This window comes from Microcoleus sp. S13_C3 (assembly GCF_036700905.1).
GTDB lineage: Bacteria > Cyanobacteriota > Cyanobacteriia > Cyanobacteriales > Microcoleaceae > Microcoleus.
On record NZ_JAUBPT010000002.1, the window covers coordinates 117240 to 132847 of the forward strand.

Annotated in this window: 16 protein-coding genes; 11 read left to right on the forward strand and 5 right to left on the reverse strand. The window is 46.0% G+C overall.

Features of this window, described 5'->3' with window-relative positions:
* Positions 1 to 332 precede the first annotated feature (332 nt).
* Complete coding sequence (locus QUA16_RS01180) at positions 333 to 1613, reverse strand: GH25 family lysozyme (protein WP_333104989.1); 1281 nt, start codon at positions 1611 to 1613, stop codon at positions 333 to 335.
* Between the two features lie 112 nt (positions 1614 to 1725).
* On the opposite strand from QUA16_RS01180, the gene QUA16_RS01185 reads away from it, so the two are divergent.
* The 3 genes from QUA16_RS01185 (at position 1726) to QUA16_RS01195 (ending at position 4941) form a co-directional block, all read left to right on the forward strand.
* Positions 1726 to 2220 carry a DUF427 domain-containing protein gene (locus tag QUA16_RS01185; protein WP_333104992.1) on the forward strand — a complete coding sequence of 165 codons (495 nt, stop codon included), beginning with the start codon at positions 1726 to 1728 and terminating at the stop codon, positions 2218 to 2220.
* A 652-nt stretch (positions 2221 to 2872) separates the two neighbouring features.
* Positions 2873 to 3991, forward strand: a complete 1119-nt coding sequence (locus tag QUA16_RS01190; protein WP_333104994.1) for a diguanylate cyclase domain-containing protein — start codon at positions 2873 to 2875, stop codon at positions 3989 to 3991.
* 29 nt (positions 3992 to 4020) lie between these two features.
* Positions 4021 to 4941 carry a hypothetical protein gene (locus QUA16_RS01195; RefSeq protein ID WP_333104996.1) on the forward strand — a complete coding sequence of 307 codons (921 nt, stop codon included), beginning with the start codon at positions 4021 to 4023 and terminating at the stop codon, positions 4939 to 4941.
* 41 nt (positions 4942 to 4982) lie between these two features.
* Here QUA16_RS01195 and QUA16_RS01200 read toward each other — a convergent pair whose 3' ends face one another.
* Positions 4983 to 5150 carry a hypothetical protein gene (locus QUA16_RS01200; protein ID WP_333180976.1) on the reverse strand — a complete coding sequence of 56 codons (168 nt, stop codon included), beginning with the start codon at positions 5148 to 5150 and terminating at the stop codon, positions 4983 to 4985.
* Between the two features lie 30 nt (positions 5151 to 5180).
* On the opposite strand from QUA16_RS01200, the gene QUA16_RS01205 reads away from it, so the two are divergent.
* Both QUA16_RS01205 and QUA16_RS01210 read left to right on the forward strand, forming a co-directional pair.
* Entirely contained in the window at positions 5181 to 5411 is a 231-nt protein-coding gene (locus tag QUA16_RS01205) for an addiction module protein (RefSeq protein ID WP_333104998.1), read from the forward strand.
* Positions 5408 to 5689 carry a type II toxin-antitoxin system RelE/ParE family toxin gene (locus tag QUA16_RS01210; protein WP_333105000.1) on the forward strand — a complete coding sequence of 94 codons (282 nt, stop codon included), beginning with the start codon at positions 5408 to 5410 and terminating at the stop codon, positions 5687 to 5689. Before QUA16_RS01205 ends, QUA16_RS01210 begins: the two co-directional genes overlap by 4 nt.
* A 335-nt stretch (positions 5690 to 6024) precedes the next feature.
* Here QUA16_RS01210 and QUA16_RS01215 read toward each other — a convergent pair whose 3' ends face one another.
* Entirely contained in the window at positions 6025 to 7041 is a 1017-nt protein-coding gene (locus QUA16_RS01215) for a methyltransferase domain-containing protein (protein WP_333105002.1), read from the reverse strand.
* Positions 7042 to 7624: 583 nt separating this feature from the next.
* On the opposite strand from QUA16_RS01215, the gene trxB reads away from it, so the two are divergent.
* The 6 genes from trxB to rpoD all read left to right on the forward strand — a co-directional run bounded on the left by trxB (position 7625) and on the right by rpoD (position 13300).
* The gene (trxB, locus tag QUA16_RS01220; protein ID WP_333105003.1) at positions 7625 to 8995 is read left to right on the forward strand and encodes a thioredoxin-disulfide reductase; all 1371 of its coding nucleotides are present in this window, start codon (positions 7625 to 7627) and stop codon (positions 8993 to 8995) included.
* Between the two features lie 406 nt (positions 8996 to 9401).
* Positions 9402 to 10286: an ABC transporter permease gene (locus QUA16_RS01225; RefSeq protein ID WP_006632901.1), complete on the forward strand. Its 885-nt coding sequence runs from the start codon at positions 9402 to 9404 to the stop codon at positions 10284 to 10286.
* A gap of 541 nt (positions 10287 to 10827) precedes the next feature.
* Complete coding sequence (locus tag QUA16_RS01230; protein ID WP_333180977.1) at positions 10828 to 11028, forward strand: hypothetical protein; 201 nt, start codon at positions 10828 to 10830, stop codon at positions 11026 to 11028.
* 255 nt (positions 11029 to 11283) lie between these two features.
* The gene (locus QUA16_RS01235; protein WP_223300711.1) at positions 11284 to 11448 is read left to right on the forward strand and encodes a hypothetical protein; all 165 of its coding nucleotides are present in this window, start codon (positions 11284 to 11286) and stop codon (positions 11446 to 11448) included.
* Between the two features lie 116 nt (positions 11449 to 11564).
* Entirely contained in the window at positions 11565 to 11858 is a 294-nt protein-coding gene (locus QUA16_RS01240) for a hypothetical protein (RefSeq protein ID WP_333105008.1), read from the forward strand.
* 275 nt (positions 11859 to 12133) lie between these two features.
* Positions 12134 to 13300: an RNA polymerase sigma factor RpoD gene (gene rpoD / locus QUA16_RS01245; RefSeq protein ID WP_333105010.1), complete on the forward strand. Its 1167-nt coding sequence runs from the start codon at positions 12134 to 12136 to the stop codon at positions 13298 to 13300.
* 210 nt (positions 13301 to 13510) lie between these two features.
* Here the strand turns inward: rpoD and QUA16_RS01250 are convergent, their stop codons facing one another.
* Together QUA16_RS01250 and QUA16_RS01255 are read right to left on the reverse strand one after the other, a co-directional pair.
* The gene (locus QUA16_RS01250; RefSeq protein WP_015179166.1) at positions 13511 to 13663 is read right to left on the reverse strand and encodes a high light inducible protein; all 153 of its coding nucleotides are present in this window, start codon (positions 13661 to 13663) and stop codon (positions 13511 to 13513) included.
* Positions 13664 to 13788: 125 nt separating this feature from the next.
* Entirely contained in the window at positions 13789 to 15267 is a 1479-nt protein-coding gene (locus tag QUA16_RS01255; RefSeq protein ID WP_333105012.1) for an ATP-binding cassette domain-containing protein, read from the reverse strand.
* Between the last annotated feature and the right edge of the window lie 341 nt (positions 15268 to 15608).

The window sequence follows — 15608 nt, forward strand, 5'->3', positions numbered from 1 at the left end:
CACATCTCAAATCGATCGCCGCCAGACTCATCTTTAGAGTAGTTTCCATCTAAAAAACTCTAAAATCCCATGATTCATCTGTAGAGTCAATCTCAAATCTAAAATCTAATCGATCGCCCTCAGACTCATCTTTAGAGTAGAGTTCCCATCTAATATTATGTCCGGTCGATTACCCCTAATACGGTAGGGGCCCGTGAGCCAACAATACCGGCCTATAATTGACCATCTCAAAAACCCGCCCTTTTAATCGCGGTCACTCGATCGGACATGATATAAAATCTCAACTCGCAAGATTCATCTGTAGAGTCAATCTAAAATCTATAATCTATAATCTATAATCGATTGGCATTCTGCCACCTGCGAAAAAACTCCGATAGAATTGCCGGCGAAATTCGCCCTTCCAGCCAATCTAAAGCCTGGTTCTGGTTTGGTGCAGCCCGATAAAATTTGCACGCATCTATCAGCCGAATCGGAGAATTAGTGACAATAGATTGAGAGCGCCATTTTTGTGCAAACTCGTTAATAATAGCCGGAGAAAGTTGTTTTTGCAGCCAATCTAAAGCTTGGTCTTGTTGTGCTAAACCGCGATAAAATTTGCCGACATCTATCAATCGCAAATTAGTGTCTGGAGGTAAGGCAGTTGCCCGCCATTTTTGAGCAAAGTCCGCTAAAACAGAGGTAGGAACCTGACTTTGCAGCCAAATTAAGGCAGTATCTTGGGTAGCCTTAGCTTGATAAGACGAGAATACCTGAGTCAGTCGCACGTCTGATATGGGAGGGGGAGTTGGAGTGGGAGTCGGCTGCGGGGTGGGTGTCGGCGCTGGAGGGGGGACAACTACTTTGGGAGATTTTCGCATCAAAGCGGCCCAGGTTTTGAGGCTGGCAATACCGTCTGGATTGAGACCTTGAGATTTCTGAAACGAGATTAGCGCCGCTGTGGTGTTGGCTCCAAATTTACCGTCCATCGCGCCTTGATAGAAACCTTTAATTCTTAATTCCCTCTGGATGTCTGCAACTTTATAACTTACGGCGCCTTCTCGGACACTTTCAAAAATATTAGTGTCTACATTGCCCGATACGCCTGACACGGTGCCGCTGTCGCTGTACTGCCAAAAAGTCCAAGTTTTCCAGCCGCCGGGAACCCAAGGTTCCTCAGCAGTGGTATAGTGAGCAATCCACAATGGGTAATCGGCAAACCGTGTTGTCCCCAGGTTGTCCCAGAAACCGGGGTAAGTGTAGATAATCGGCCGCATCAACGTGGCTTTTTCGACTGCTTCTAACCAAATTGCGGCTCGATCGCACAATTGATCCACACTCAAATCGCCTGTAGTTTCGACATCCAAGACTGGCGGCAAATCCCCCGGTTCTAGTTTTACAGTTTTCAAGAACAAATCTATTTGTCCTTGAATGCTGCTTGCAGGTTGAAAAAAGTGGTAAGCACCGCGTTGAATCCCCGCCGCTTTCATCGCCGCCCAATTGCGGGCGAAAGTTTGGGCAACGAACGTTGCACCCTCGGTCGATTTGACAAAACTGAAGGTAATACCATCCCGGGCAACTGCTTGCCAATTGACATTGGGCTGGTAGTCGGAAACATCTATACCACGAATACTCATATTACAAAGAGTTGAGAAAAGCTGGTTTGGTCTGAAGCAGCGACTCGATTAAGGCTACATTAAATTGTAATGCTAAGTCGCTAATTGTTTTTTTGGAGGGGAGATGGTGCACATGAACTTCGATCGAATAGATCCCGGCCCTGGTCAAGAGTCTGTTTGGGATTACCCGCGTCCCCCTCGGCTTGAGGAATCGACCAAACACGTACAGATAATTTTTAATGGAGTGACGATCGCCGACACGCGCCGTCCTCAGCGGGTATTGGAGACGAGTCACCCTCCTGCCTACTATATCTGCCCCGATGACATCAAAATGGAATATTTGCACAAAACTTCACGAGGTTCTTGGTGCGAGTGGAAGGGGCAAGCCGGTTATTACACTGTGACGGTAGAGTCGAAAGAAGTAGTCAATGCTGCTTGGTTTTATCCCAATCCTAATCAGGTTTTTGCAGCTATTAAAGATTATGTGGCTTTTTATCCGAGCAAGATGGATGCCTGTTATGTGGACGGGGAATTAGTGCAATCTCAACCAGGGGATTTTTACGGCGGCTGGATTACCCAAGATATTGTCGGCCCGTTTAAGGGAGGGGCAGGAACTTGGGGGTGGTAAGGGAATGTGGAGTTTTGAGTTTTGAGTTGAGGACAGGGGCAGACACCGCGTTTTTTTACGCAAAACCTCGTTACAGCCTCGACCCAGGTTTAACAACCAAGTTTCTTGAGTTTGTGTACACCGTCAATCGATTTTAGATTTTAGATTGTAGATTTTAGATTGAAGCATTGACCCCAGGGATAAATTCGGGGGCTTGTGTATCGGATACAGGTTTTTTATTTTTCCACGGATGAGTACGGGGGCTTGTATCCTAGATGCTTTCGGTCAATGAGTTGAGGAATGGCGCCGAAATCGTTGTTTTACGCCCTAAAAATCCCCTAGTCAAAAATAGAGTAAAAAATCGAGAATAATTCAATAAATCTTTAATTTAGTGAGTATGAATCAATGCAATGCAGCTACGGCAAAAACTCAGGCAGCAGCATTTTCCATTATTTAAAAATAGTGGAGGAAATAATACAACCAATGGTAAGAAATAAATAATTATAGCGGTTCTCAAGCGTGGTGAGGTATGCCCTATGCCCTATGCCCACGGAGGCCTATGCCCTATGCCCTATGCCCATGAGTACCTCATATGAGAGCTCGAAAGGCTATATATAATTGAAGAGCTGACACTAGCTTTGTTGCTGGTTTATTGTTTATTCGGATCTGCGCTGTGTCTGTTGAATTTATTGAGCCGTCTAACTCGCCAGAAAACTCACCCCAAAATTTATCTTTAGAGTCTACCCTTAAGGATCTGGCTCTATTCAATTTTCAGGTTGACTCCTCATATCTCGCCAAAGAAGTAGCTCGGTTGTTTCAATCTCAGCCGCTGCTTCCGGGAGTTATCTTGACCGTAAATGGGGAATTTTTAGGGATGATATCGCGTCGGCGATTTATGGAACGAATGAGCCGCCCTTACGGAGTAGATATATTTGCTTGCAGACCGATTATAGCCTTGTATCAAATAGCTCAAACCGATATTTTAATTTTACCAGGAGTAGCCTTAATTGTCATGGCAGCTCAGCGATCCGTGCAGCGACCGCCGGAACTGCTTTACGAGCCGATTGTTGTGCAGTTAGAACCTCAAGTTTACCGACTTTTAGACGTGCATCAACTCTGGGTAGCTTTATCCCAAATTCACCAACAAGCTACTTGGTCTATGAGCGAACTTTATTACAATTTATCGCTCACGCAATCCGAGTTAGAAGCAGCTAACTCTCAATTAAAAGCAGCTAATTCCGAATTGTATCGCCTTGCAAACTTAGATGGCTTAACTCAGATTGCCAACCGCCACTGTTTTAACGAATACTTAGAGAAAAAATGGCAAGAATTGGGAGAAGCAGCAGCCGAACTATCTTTGATTTTATGCGATGTTGACTTTTTTAAGACATACAACGATACTTACGGACATCAGGCGGGAGATGCTTGCTTGCAGCAGGTAGCCAAAACTATTGTTGAGGCTGTACATTACTCAGCAGGCGCAGTTTCGGGGGAGACTCTGGTAGCTCGTTACGGAGGTGAAGAATTTGCGGTAATTTTACCCCGCACTTCGTCTGAAATAGCTGTTTGGATTGCAGAGCGAATTCGAGTTTGCGTCAAAGAACTAGAAATCGAACACCTTAATTCAGCGGTGTGTTCTTTCGTAACGCTGAGTTTGGGGGTAGCGAGTACGTTTCCTCAACCCGAAACTTCTCAGGAAAACCTGATTGCAGCGGCAGACCGTTCGCTTTATCAAGCTAAAGACTTAGGGCGCGATCGAGTGATTTTAGATGCTATAAAATTAGATAAGTAGAAGAGGTTGAGTTCAGGAACTTTTGGCTTATGGAATTGCAGGAATGGCAAAAATTGAGCGAAGAACAAAAAAATCGCTACTCACAGGAATTAGCAGCACATCTGCCACAGTCAGTAATTTTTAAAGGTTTGCGATTTTACCCTGATGGGGGCTCCGAACTCTCTATTGCCATTTTTGAGTATGGAGGAGCTTTATTTTCTCTGATGCCAGGAGGCGAAGTCCAAATTGGATGCGAAGCCGGCAACTTTCGCCCGACAGACGAGCAAATTGAATCATTTCAATATACTGCCGAGGTGTATGAGATCGATCGAGATATATACTCTTACGTCCAAAGCGTCACTACACCTCCTCGAAAGGTGACATTTTCGCCGATGCTTGTAGAAATTCAACCGACAAAAATCGGTCTTGAGGCAATTAGTTCGGAGTCACTTAAAATCCAGAATTTATTAAAAGAGTTTCCAGACAGGCAGAGGATGATATGTAACGAGAGATACGGATTCGATCGCGCTGAGGATGGTGCGGTTGCTGCTTGGGAAATTACGAGCAAAACGCCAGAAGACCTCGCGACTGAATTGGCGACTGAAGGACTCCGCTTGCTAACTTTCGACGAATGGGAGTATGCCTGCGGTGCCGGAAGTACCACTCTATTTCGCTGGGGAGACTTAAATCCTAGCGATTGCTACCCAACTGACAAGGCAGCCGACTGGAAACTCCACTTGCAGCCCAACCTTTTCGGACTCCACATCGCTCAAAATCCTTACGATGGCGAGGTAATTAGCGACAAACATACAGTCCGAGGCGGAGACGGCGGATGCTCCATTTGCGGTGGACTTGGCTCTTTTTTTGGTTGGTTGCCGCTAGCAACTGCCTACTGGGAACCCGATGCACTTGAGTGGTTGGATGAAGACATTAGCGGAAACCTCATGCGTCGCATAATTCCATTACCCTAACGCTGATTCTGGCTTTTTCTTCCTGATTCTTTCTTCGTATCCTACCTTTCGGGAACGGCTTCGCCGAACGCGTCTTCGCGGTTCAACCATACTATTTTTTCCGGTCTGAAAAAAGTAATTAAATAAGAAGCCGATCGCGCAACGGTACGGCTCATAGCTAAAAAGGCGCGAGCGCTCCTTTCCAGCAATCTTTGTGATAAAATTTGCACAAGTATTTAGCTTTAACGCATTTTTAAGCTATGGATCTCGCTGGTACTCTTGCAGAAATTATTAGTTTGAGCGTTAATGACAGAATTCGCTTAGTACAAGCGATATGGGACAGCATAAGCGCCGATCCCGAACATCTTGAATTAACTGAATCTCAAAGGATAGAGCTATCTCGCCGCCTGCTAGACCACGAAACAAACCCCAATGCGGTTATTTCTTGGCAAGAAGTAAAAGCTAGAACAATGGCGAGGTTGCAACAGTGAGCCTTTCTATTGTCCTGCGTCCGGCTGCACAGGAAGAGTTTGATGAGGCTGTTGATTGGTACGAGCAACAAAGTGCAGGACTTGGAGTAGAGTTTCTCAATCGTGTAGAAGAAGCACTCGATCGAATTAGCGCGACGCCAGAAGCTTACTCAATTGTTTTCCAAGAAATGAGGCGGATTGTCGTGCGAAAGTTTCCCTACGTGAACAAACCAGGCGTTCAACGGAGTACCGTTAGTACGCAGGCTTCGTATTTCCTTTTTTGCAAAGGCTTTTTATAGTGAGGTAGTTCCACCCCCACTTACTAATACAGTACCAGAGTATTTCCAGATTATCAATGGGTATACAGAAATAATTGTCGGTTTCCGTACCTACACCCGACGCTTCTTTCCATCACGCGGGCGTAATTTATTCGGGGTACTTCGCGCAGCGCTCAGATTAATCCCCTCTAAATATACGCCCGGGACTTCCCGGCTGGTAGTTAATTTACTACCGTGTTGAACCGGAACAAATTGTAGTTCTCGCGATATTTCACAGCAAGCGAGAACCGAAAACTTGGCAGTCACGAGTCTAAGAATTTTATGAATAGGAGATATATGGGACGATCGCCCCGTGCCTACAAAGACTCGCACCAAACACGTTCTGCCGTCCAGTGTCTGTCTGAAGATTCATAAATCCTCAACCCATCCAACCCGGCATTTTGGATCATCTCCTCAACTTCATCCAGCGTAAATGCTGCTTGCAACGAATCGCTGAATAACTGTTTCTGATGCGCGTTGCAATCTCCCGCATACAGATTGACTAAATTATCCCTGATTTCCGCTTTTTCCGGCCGCAGCAAATCCCGCAAAAAAATTGCTCCCTGCGGCTTCAACACCCGCTTGACTTCCTGCAAAAACGGCAGCGGATCGGGCAAATGGTGGATAATGCTGTTGGAAATCACCATGTTAAAATAACTGTCTGGATACGGCATGGCTTTAGCATCGATTAATTCGAGACTAATTTGCGATCGCACGCCCGCCTTTTCCACATTTTGGGCCCCGACTTTCAGCATATTTGCCGACAAATCAATGCAAGTCAATTTCCATGCTGGCCGCATTTGAGAAATTGCGATCGCAATTCTCGCCGTACCCGTCCCCGCATCCAAAACGTTTCCAAAAACCGGCCCCAACGCCGCAGCACTCTGAGCAAAAGCAGCATTAACCTCAGTAAAGTCCATCGAATCGTATTCGATCGCCTCTTCCAAGGAATCCATCACTTCCGGTTCCAAAACTCGCTGCATAAAATTTATCTCGTTCTCTGGCATTTCCATATAGGGATTCAGTTTCGCCTGCAAAAGCTCGACTAACTCCGGTTCCATATATTCGTAATTGTCCGGGATTTGCAGGCAAATAACTTTCTTGCCTTCGAGACTTTCGGGAAATTTGGTGCGAAGTCGATCGCCATGCTTCTTCTCCATCACAAATATCCAATCTGCCCAACCGACAAGACCCTCAGTTACTCTAATTCTTGCACCTTTTTCCGTTCCCGCCGATCGCACGCTGTAGCCGCTAACATTCTCGCATATCTTCTCAGCAGTCAAACTCCTCCATTTATTCTGGCTGCATACAAACAATATCTTGGTTTTATCCATCTAGACACAATTACAAAATTCTATTTTATCGTGGCACAGGCGTCCCGCCTGTGCTTCCAAAGCGGTTAAAAATTTCCTTCTAATTTTCCCCCGATCGCACCTTCAATATCACAAATACTATATTTTGTCAAATCTGGCAAAATCTGCGTTACAATTCTTAAACCAGAAAATGCGGATTTTGCATAAATAATTGTACTTATTACATTTGCGAATTCGTTAATTTTACGATTTTAAAAGCTTTCAGCGTCAAAAAGTAAAATTAGTCATAATGCCCCTGGATTGTGAAAATCGTACCACAAGCCTCAAAACAAGTAAATATGTAAAATAATTGAGAATGAAGTCAATAATTTTGGTCGTCTTTAGATTTTCTTAAGATTTCAGCCCTTAAAATAGATCGAACATTTAAAACTAAATCGACTTTTAGATTGTTTTTGCTTATGAAAGTAGCTGGAATTGCCCCGAAGACCGATCGACCCTCAAAAATAGATACAGATGCTCGATCGCACAATGGCATCCAACCAAACTCGATCGAACTCTGCTAGAATTAGTAAAACGAAGTCGTTATGAGTTTAATTAAATAGCTATGACCAACGAAACCGTAGAAAACCTAGTAATTATCGGCTCAGGCCCAGCAGGCTACACAGCAGCAATCTACGCCGGGAGAGCAAACCTGAAACCCGTAGTCTTTGAAGGCTACCAAATGGGAGGCGTCCCCGGCGGTCAACTGATGACCACCACAGAAGTCGAAAACTTCCCCGGCTTTCCCGAAGGCATCACCGGGCCGCAACTGATGGATCGGATGAAAGCTCAAGCAGCGCGCTGGGGTGCCGAATTATACACAGAAGATGTAATTTCGGTGGATTTGAGCCAGCGTCCGTTTACAGTGCGATCGGAAGACAGAGAAATCAAAACCCACACGATAGTAATCGCTACAGGCGCGACGGCGAAAAGGCTGGGGCTGCCTAGCGAACACGTATTTTGGAGTCACGGCATTTCGGCCTGTGCGATTTGCGACGGCGCTACCCCAATTTTTAAAGGAGTAGACTTAGCTGTCATCGGCGCGGGCGACACAGCAGCGGAAGAATCTATTTATTTGACAAAATACGGCTCTCACGTACATATGCTGGTGCGGCGCGATCAAATGCGCGCCAGCAAAGCCATGCAAGACCGAGTGCTGAGCAATCCCAAAATTACCGTGCACTGGAACACCGAAGCAGTGGATATTTTGGGCGAAGCCGGCGGCAAAATGGACGGGGTGAGAATTAGAAATATCCAGACCGACGCCCAGAGCGATTTGCTGGTGAAAGGATTGTTTTATGCGATCGGTCACACTCCCAACACTCAACTGTTCCAAGGTCAGTTAGAACTCGACGAAGTAGGCTATATCGTTACCAAACACGGTTCGGTAGAAACCAGCGTCGAGGGAGTTTACGCCGTCGGCGACGTGCAAGACCACGAGTTTCGCCAAGCAATCACCGCCGCCGGTAGCGGTTGTATGGGGGCGATGCTGGCAGAACGTTGGCTGTCAGTTAACGGTTTAACGCAGGAATTCCATCAAACCGAGGCATCCGAGCAACCCACAGCAGCGCCGGAAGCTCCAAAAGTACGCAAAACCAGCGAGAACTTTGATATCCAAGACACGCGCCACGAAGGAGGTTATGCTTTGCGGAAGTTGTTCCACGATAGCGATCGACTGATTGTAGTCAAATATGCCTCTCCGAGTTGCGGGCCTTGCCACAGCCTCAAGCCGATTTTGAGCAAAGTAGTAGATGAGTTTGAGGGCAAAATCCACTACGTGGAAATTGACATCGAAGAAGATCCAGAAATTGCTGAAAATGCTGGCGTGATTGGTACGCCGACGATTCAGTATTTCAAAGACAAAGATTTGGTGGCTGAGCTCAAAGGAGTTAAGCCGAAAAGCCAGTACCGCGAGTTAATTGCCAGCAATTTGTAGAATTCGATCGATTTTAGATTGGAGGTGTGCCAAGAGAGATTTTTCCTAAACTCAACTTGCGTCCCACCTGCCAAAAACCCGGTTTCTCCCCTGCGCGCCAGTCCCGTACAGGGGAGAAACCGGGTCTTTTTTAGCCGCATCTCCCGAAAAAACCCGGTTTGTCGCGAGTGTTTGGCGAATGAGAAAGAGGATTTTTGACCAGGAATTTCAAAGGTGGTACCCGCCACGTGGTTTATCCGTGGAATCAATCCAAAATCGAAAATCGAAAATCCTCAAGAAAGAGCATTTATCTCGCGCAAGTCAATCGAAAATCTAAAATCTAAAATCGAAAATCGATTGACTGTTCCGGGTTTTTGCGCCTGAGTGCTACTAAAATCGAAAAGTCTTATATAGGTCGATCGTCATTATGGCTCAAAGCCGCCTCCGACTCCCGCGATTTCTCAACAGTGCCTCACCGTCAAGCCTGTCAATGAAAATGATGTGGGCAGGTTTGACAATAACTGCCGTGTTTATATTGGTAGCCACCTTGTCTCCAGCTATGCAAGCTTGGGGATGGCTGCAAAATCCTACCGAGGCTTTGATTAACCCCATCCACGAACCGCCGTCGGCAAATTATTGGTTTGGTACTAGCCGCAGCGGCTACGATGTGTTTTCCCGCACGCTGTTTGCTTCTCGCGCGGCTTGGCAAGTAGTGATTTTAGCCACATCTTTGAGTTTGTTTATCGGTGTGCCGCTGGGTTTGGTTAGCGGTTATTTGGGCGGTAAGCTCGATCGAGTGTTGTTATTTTTAATGGATACAATTTATACTTTGCCGGGGCTGCTACTTTCTTTGACGCTAGCGTTTGTAGTGGGAAAAGGAGTTTTGAATGCTGCGATCGCCCTGAGCATTTCCTACATCCCTCAATACTACCGCGTCGTCAGGAATCATACCGTCAGCGTCAAAACCGAATTATTTGTCGAAGCCGCGCGAGCAATGGGTGCTGACACTTGGACAGTGCTTTCGCGCTACCTGTTTCTGAATGTGATTCAGAGCGTACCGGTGCTATTTGCGCTCAACGCTGCCGATGCAATTTTAACATTAGGAGGTTTGGGATTTCTCGGATTAGGACTTCCCGAAGCAACTCCTGAATGGGGACACGACTTGCGTTTAGCTTTAGATGCGCTACCTACTGGCATTTGGTGGACAGCTTTGTTTCCCGGTTTAGCAATGACTTTAATGGTAGTGGGACTGTCTTTGGTGGGGGAAGGATTAAACGAATTTGTTAACCCTCGCCTGCGGAATCAGCAGTAATCTGTCTCGCGGTTAAATTAAGTTCGCAGTCAGGACTTTAGTGCTTATTCACCAATATAAAAAAAGTGAAGTCCTGACTACCAACACGCGCTATAAAGAAATGGTAATATTGACCCGATTAATTACTCAATCTTTCTCTCAAGAAGTTTAATTCTTTCTAGTAAACCTTCGTTGGGTTGTCAATATAGACACGGATCGGAAATTTTTCTTGATAGCTTCATCCCCTAACGGTCAAGCCACATAATTTAAACCCGACTAGAGGATAAAGCGCGGCTCTGTGCTTTCTGATGACACGCTGTAAAGAATAACAAAATTTTGAGCATCGCACCAGCGTCCTACCCCTCCACATCTTTAAGCGCATCCTGCGGTTTAGGCCTTCTATAAGCATAGCAAGCACATCGCTAACTGGGTAAATTTTTCTTCCCTGGCGGAGTTATTATCTGCAGGTAGTTGCAGCAACGTCCGCTGGGGATTTTTTTGCGTCTGCTTGAAATTATCAAGACAATTCGGGAATGCTACCTAAAATTAATTAAAGGGCTTTATGGAATCTTTACGCTGTCACGATATATTTAAAGGAATCGTGAAGTTATACTTCCGGGAGATGTCTAATTGTATGGTTTGTGAAACCGTGCGATCGCGTAAGTGCGAACCGAAAGCCAAAAAATTTAGAGAAGTCCGCAGCCGAGAGTTGCGCGGCGGGTTAACTCTCAGTATAATTTATCCTGGTGGTTTTTGCCACTGACGCGACAAACTCGTGTCGAACTGCTTAAATAAGAATGTGACGTTAAGAACTTAATGTGATTTAACGTCAAAATTAAAGCCAATTTCTGAGATTTGAGCTAACTTAACAATTAAAGCCCCTGTTGCACTACTCAACCCGCAACGCTTCATTTGGGGTCAGAGTCGGTCTCTAATCCAGAGTGGCCGGCTTAAAACTAAAGCTACGAGCTTTATTCCATCGCAGATTGCGTATGATTCAATTCAGGGAAACAGGGTAATGATGGGTGTATCTACACGGATTGTATTGGTTCCAATTTGGGCAACTCAAAAATTGTCTGCTAACTGTCTGGCCAACTACGCCGCAGCCGTTCACCCAGATATACGCAGAAAACAGCGCCGTTCGATCGTGCCAAAGTTTTTGCGGGCCGTTCTCAGGATTTAGCAGAGCCGGACATGAGTTAGTATTGTCAAGCTAAGCTGACAGAGTTTTCCTAGTTCTTGACCAACAATGGAAAACAACTTCCATTTTTTGTGAGAAAGGCTACAATCGGAAAGGTCTTGGCAAGATCCGATTCTCCCCGTTTGGTGCTTCAACCCTCTGCTGTTGCATTTGAGGCAGCAGACGAACATCCAAGGTGGCGAAAATTTGCCGTGCAAGTGTCATGTCTGACAACCAGAGTGAAAGCAAGGCGAATCAAAAGTTCGACACCTCGAATACAAAAGTTAGAGGGTTCCGTGCCGAAAACTTGTACGGGTAAAAGCTCGAAGTACCGAGTAAAAAAGCCAGTATTTTTGGAAGTGCGATCGATCGCACTTCATGGTTTGCTTCTGGGCGCCAGGTATCGCAGATGATGTGATAACTCGCTCCGAAAGAAAAAGCCTCAAGCTCAATTCAAGGTCGCGATGTTAAAATCTGCGATCGATTGAATGCCCTGGCTGCTTCAAACCAGAACTCGAACTGTGACTCATAAAACAGGTGCAGTTTCGGTAACAGATTCAGGTAGCCGACCGAAAATCCCACTATTTTTTCCTGCGGGAATGTCAATACTGGCTAACTTGTCTAAACTACAAACAGACACTATTCCACTGTTATTTATTCTTTAATTCAGGAGCATGAGGAAGACGGCATGATCCAGGCTAACACCGTACTCGCAACCACAATTACACCGGAAATGGAAACACTCGAGTTGCTTCGGGGCGCCGAAAGCGTTCTACCTGAGAGCGAGTTGGAACTCTTTATCGACGAAGAAGACGATCGAGAAGAATTCTTAGACTCTCAATCTGAGGACGACACTAAATCTGGCAAAGGCGCCAAAGCCCGCCGTCGGGCACAGGCAAAGAAAAAGCATTATACTGAAGACTCTATTCGTCTTTACCTGCAAGAAATCGGTCGGATTCGACTGCTGCGAGCTGACGAAGAGATTGAACTAGCGCGCAAGATTGCAGATTTGCTGGAATTAGAGCGAGTTCGAGAACAACTGCTCGAAGAGTATAACCGCGAACCCAAAGACAGCGAATGGGCTAATGCTGTAGATATGGCACTTCCTGCATTCCGTCACCGACTCCACGTCGGCCGTCGGGCCAAGGAGAAAATGGTGCAATCAAACCTGCGTTTGGTGGTGTCGATCGCCAAAAAATACATGAATCGCGGTTTGTCTTTCCAAGATTTGATTCAGGAAGGCTCTTTGGGTCTGATCCGGGCCGCTGAAAAATTCGATCACGAAAAAGGCTACAAGTTTTCTACCTACGCAACTTGGTGGATACGTCAGGCCATCACCCGAGCAATTGCCGACCAATCCCGCACTATCCGCCTGCCGGTTCACCTTTACGAAACCATTTCGCGGATCAAGAAAACTACCAAACTCCTGTCTCAGGAAATGGGCCGCAAGCCTACGGAAGAAGAAATCGCCACTAAGATGGAGATGACGATCGAGAAGTTGCGGTTCATTGCTAAGTCCGCACAGTTGCCCATCTCTCTAGAAACTCCGATCGGCAAAGAGGAAGACTCGCGTCTGGGAGACTTTATTGAATCTGACGGGGAAACGCCAGAAGATCAAGTCTCGAAAAACTTGCTCAGGGAAGATTTGGAAAGCGTTTTGGATACTCTCAGCCCCCGCGAACGGGATGTACTGCGACTGCGTTACGGCTTAGATGACGGACGGATGAAGACCTTGGAGGAAATTGGTCAAATCTTTAACGTCACCCGCGAGCGGATTCGCCAAATCGAGGCTAAAGCCCTGCGGAAGTTGCGCCATCCCAACCGGAACAGCATCTTAAAAGAATATATCCGCTAGAGTAATTTGCTAGCATCACCCAAAAGAGTGATTCGCAGTCTTTTGGGTGGGAGACCCCCCGCCCCGGTTTGAGCTATAGATGTTAAATCTTAAGCTCATAACTGGCCGGAGCAAGTGGCTATTTGCTGCCCACATCGCGCTGCCAAAATTTAGGGAGTCCGTTACGGAACTCCCAAGCTTTGCAGTGTCAAAAAAGCCCTAACTAGAAAATTACATCACGCCCCAAAAGTGAAGCAGGCCTTGACCGGAAACCAATTCGATGATGACAGCTGCAGAGAAACCAATCATCGCCAAACGACCGTTCCAATTTTCGGCTCCTTCGCTGAAGCCCCAGTTCCAAGCGTTGCGTTTTTGTTCTTGCATAGTGCGAACTCCTTTCGTTAACTTGTGTAAGGCTTATGTAAATAAATATAACATTCCTTGAAAAAAATGCAAGCTTGTGATTAGTGATATCGGTCACAACGGTCGATCGACCTTGATGATTTTGCCTAACGAGGAAAAATAGCCAACTCGGTATCAGGGTCGAACAAGTGAATCTTGTCATGGGCGATGGCCAACCAAAGCTCCTCGCCAACTCGGATCGATCGCTCCGGAGGAACCCGCACTTGCATCCGCACGGCCGGAGCATCCGTCAAACAAACCCCCAAATAAGTTTCGTGTCCCAAAGCCTCTACAATTTCCACTTGTACCGAAATATTTTTGGTAGCCGGAGGGTTAATGCTCAGATGTTCAGGCCGAATGCCCAAAATTAGCCCTCGCCCGTCATATTGTTGTAGACTTTTTGCCCAAATATCGGGTAAAGTAAAGCGAAATTGCGGGTGAGAAATCAACAAGGGGGCACTAAATTCCACCAACAAGAAATTCATCGGCGGAGAACCAATAAACTCAGCAACAAACAAATTAGCCGGCTTGTTGTAAAGCTCTAGAGGTTGAGCTACTTGCTGAATCTGGCCGACATTCATAATAGCAATCCGATCGCCCATAGTCATCGCCTCAGTTTGGTCGTGAGTTACATAAATAGTTGTAGTTCCCAACTGTCGCTGCAACTGCACAATTTGCGATCTCGTTTGGGCCCTCAATTTCGCATCCAGATTCGATAACGGTTCGTCCATCAAAAAAACTTCAGGATTTCTAGCCATCGCCCTACCCAAAGCTACCCGCTGCTTTTGCCCTCCCGAAAGTTGTTTCGGCAAGCGATTTAAAAGAGATTCTATTTGCAATAATTCAGCTACCTCTCGCACTCGTTTTCCTACAGCCTTTTCCCGTTCCGACAAATAGCGCAAACCCGGAGGCCACTTGCGAGTCGCTCCTCCTAAAAAGTCCTCCCATAAAGTATATATTCGCTCGTTGTTTAAAGTATTAGAAGCTAAATAATTAACAACCTCTTTTACCTGATTTCTAATTCTTTCTGCCTTATCCCTGCCTCTTTTTTCTTGGTCTTTCTCTTCTCCAAAATCCCCGCTAACTTCTAGCTGCTCCCTTCTAGCTTTTCCCTTTTCCCTTGTCTCTTTTACCTTCTTCTTTCTATCCGTTACATCCGTTACATAATCCGTTGCCGAACTTCCTTCTTCCTTCTCCCTTTCCGAGCGGCGCAATCCAAAGGCGAGATTATCGTAAACTGTTAAGTGAGGATAGAGAGCATAATTTTGAAATACCATAGCGATATCTCGGTCTTTAGGAGGCAAATCGTTAAGGAGCCGATCGCCAACCCAAATATTGCCGGCAGTCAAAACTTCCAAACCGGCGATCGATCGCAGCAAAGTGCTTTTTCCGCAGCCAGAAGGCCCCACCAGCACCATGAATTCCCCGTCTTCGACCGTTAGGTTAATGCGCCGCAAAACGCTGTTAGACGAAGGGCGATCGGCTATAGGCGAGACATTTTCTGCGACGGTGTTTGCTTCTTTTTCCTGTTCTCCTTGGCGGAGCGGAAAACTTTTGTAGATATTTTCTAATACAACTTGCGCCATTAAACAATTTTAGATTTTAGATTTTAGATTTTAGATTGGGGAATTGGGCATTGGGCATGGGGCATTGGGCATGGGTAATTGAGATATTCAAGGAAGGAGGAAGTTGGGGAACGAGCAGTGTACAGGATTTAAATGATTTAACGGATGGATGTTGAAGTCAGAAGTCAGAGGTCACAAATCAGATTAATGCTGCTACACAAATACTAGACAAGTCTAGACATTTGCTTCTTACTTCATCGGGAGCATGGGAGCGGTTATCCCTCAGTAAGCTTTCACGGTTTAGCCAACCGCGATAACATAATTGCTGCGTTTAAATCTCTGTCCATCGAATGACCACAACT

Bases quoted from the DNA above. Each gene is read 5' to 3' on its own strand.
- QUA16_RS01250 (WP_015179166.1), bottom strand. From the start codon at position 13,663: ATGCAAGAACAAAAACGCAACGCTTGGAACTGGGGCTTCAGCGAAGGA.
- QUA16_RS01225 (WP_006632901.1), top strand. From the start codon at position 9,402: ATGGCTCAAAGCCGCCTCCGACTCCCGCGATTTCTCAACAGTGCCTCA.
- QUA16_RS01215 (WP_333105002.1), bottom strand. From the start codon at position 7,041: ATGGATAAAACCAAGATATTGTTTGTATGCAGCCAGAATAAATGGAGG.
- rpoD (WP_333105010.1), top strand. From the start codon at position 12,134: ATGATCCAGGCTAACACCGTACTCGCAACCACAATTACACCGGAAATG.
- QUA16_RS01255 (WP_333105012.1), bottom strand. From the start codon at position 15,267: ATGGCGCAAGTTGTATTAGAAAATATCTACAAAAGTTTTCCGCTCCGC.
- QUA16_RS01195 (WP_333104996.1), top strand. From the start codon at position 4,021: ATGGAATTGCAGGAATGGCAAAAATTGAGCGAAGAACAAAAAAATCGC.
- QUA16_RS01230 (WP_333180977.1), top strand. From the start codon at position 10,828: ATGGAATCTTTACGCTGTCACGATATATTTAAAGGAATCGTGAAGTTA.
- QUA16_RS01235 (WP_223300711.1), top strand. From the start codon at position 11,284: ATGATGGGTGTATCTACACGGATTGTATTGGTTCCAATTTGGGCAACT.
- trxB (WP_333105003.1), top strand. From the start codon at position 7,625: ATGACCAACGAAACCGTAGAAAACCTAGTAATTATCGGCTCAGGCCCA.
- QUA16_RS01205 (WP_333104998.1), top strand. From the start codon at position 5,181: ATGGATCTCGCTGGTACTCTTGCAGAAATTATTAGTTTGAGCGTTAAT.
- QUA16_RS01185 (WP_333104992.1), top strand. From the start codon at position 1,726: ATGAACTTCGATCGAATAGATCCCGGCCCTGGTCAAGAGTCTGTTTGG.
- QUA16_RS01180 (WP_333104989.1), bottom strand. From the start codon at position 1,613: ATGAGTATTCGTGGTATAGATGTTTCCGACTACCAGCCCAATGTCAAT.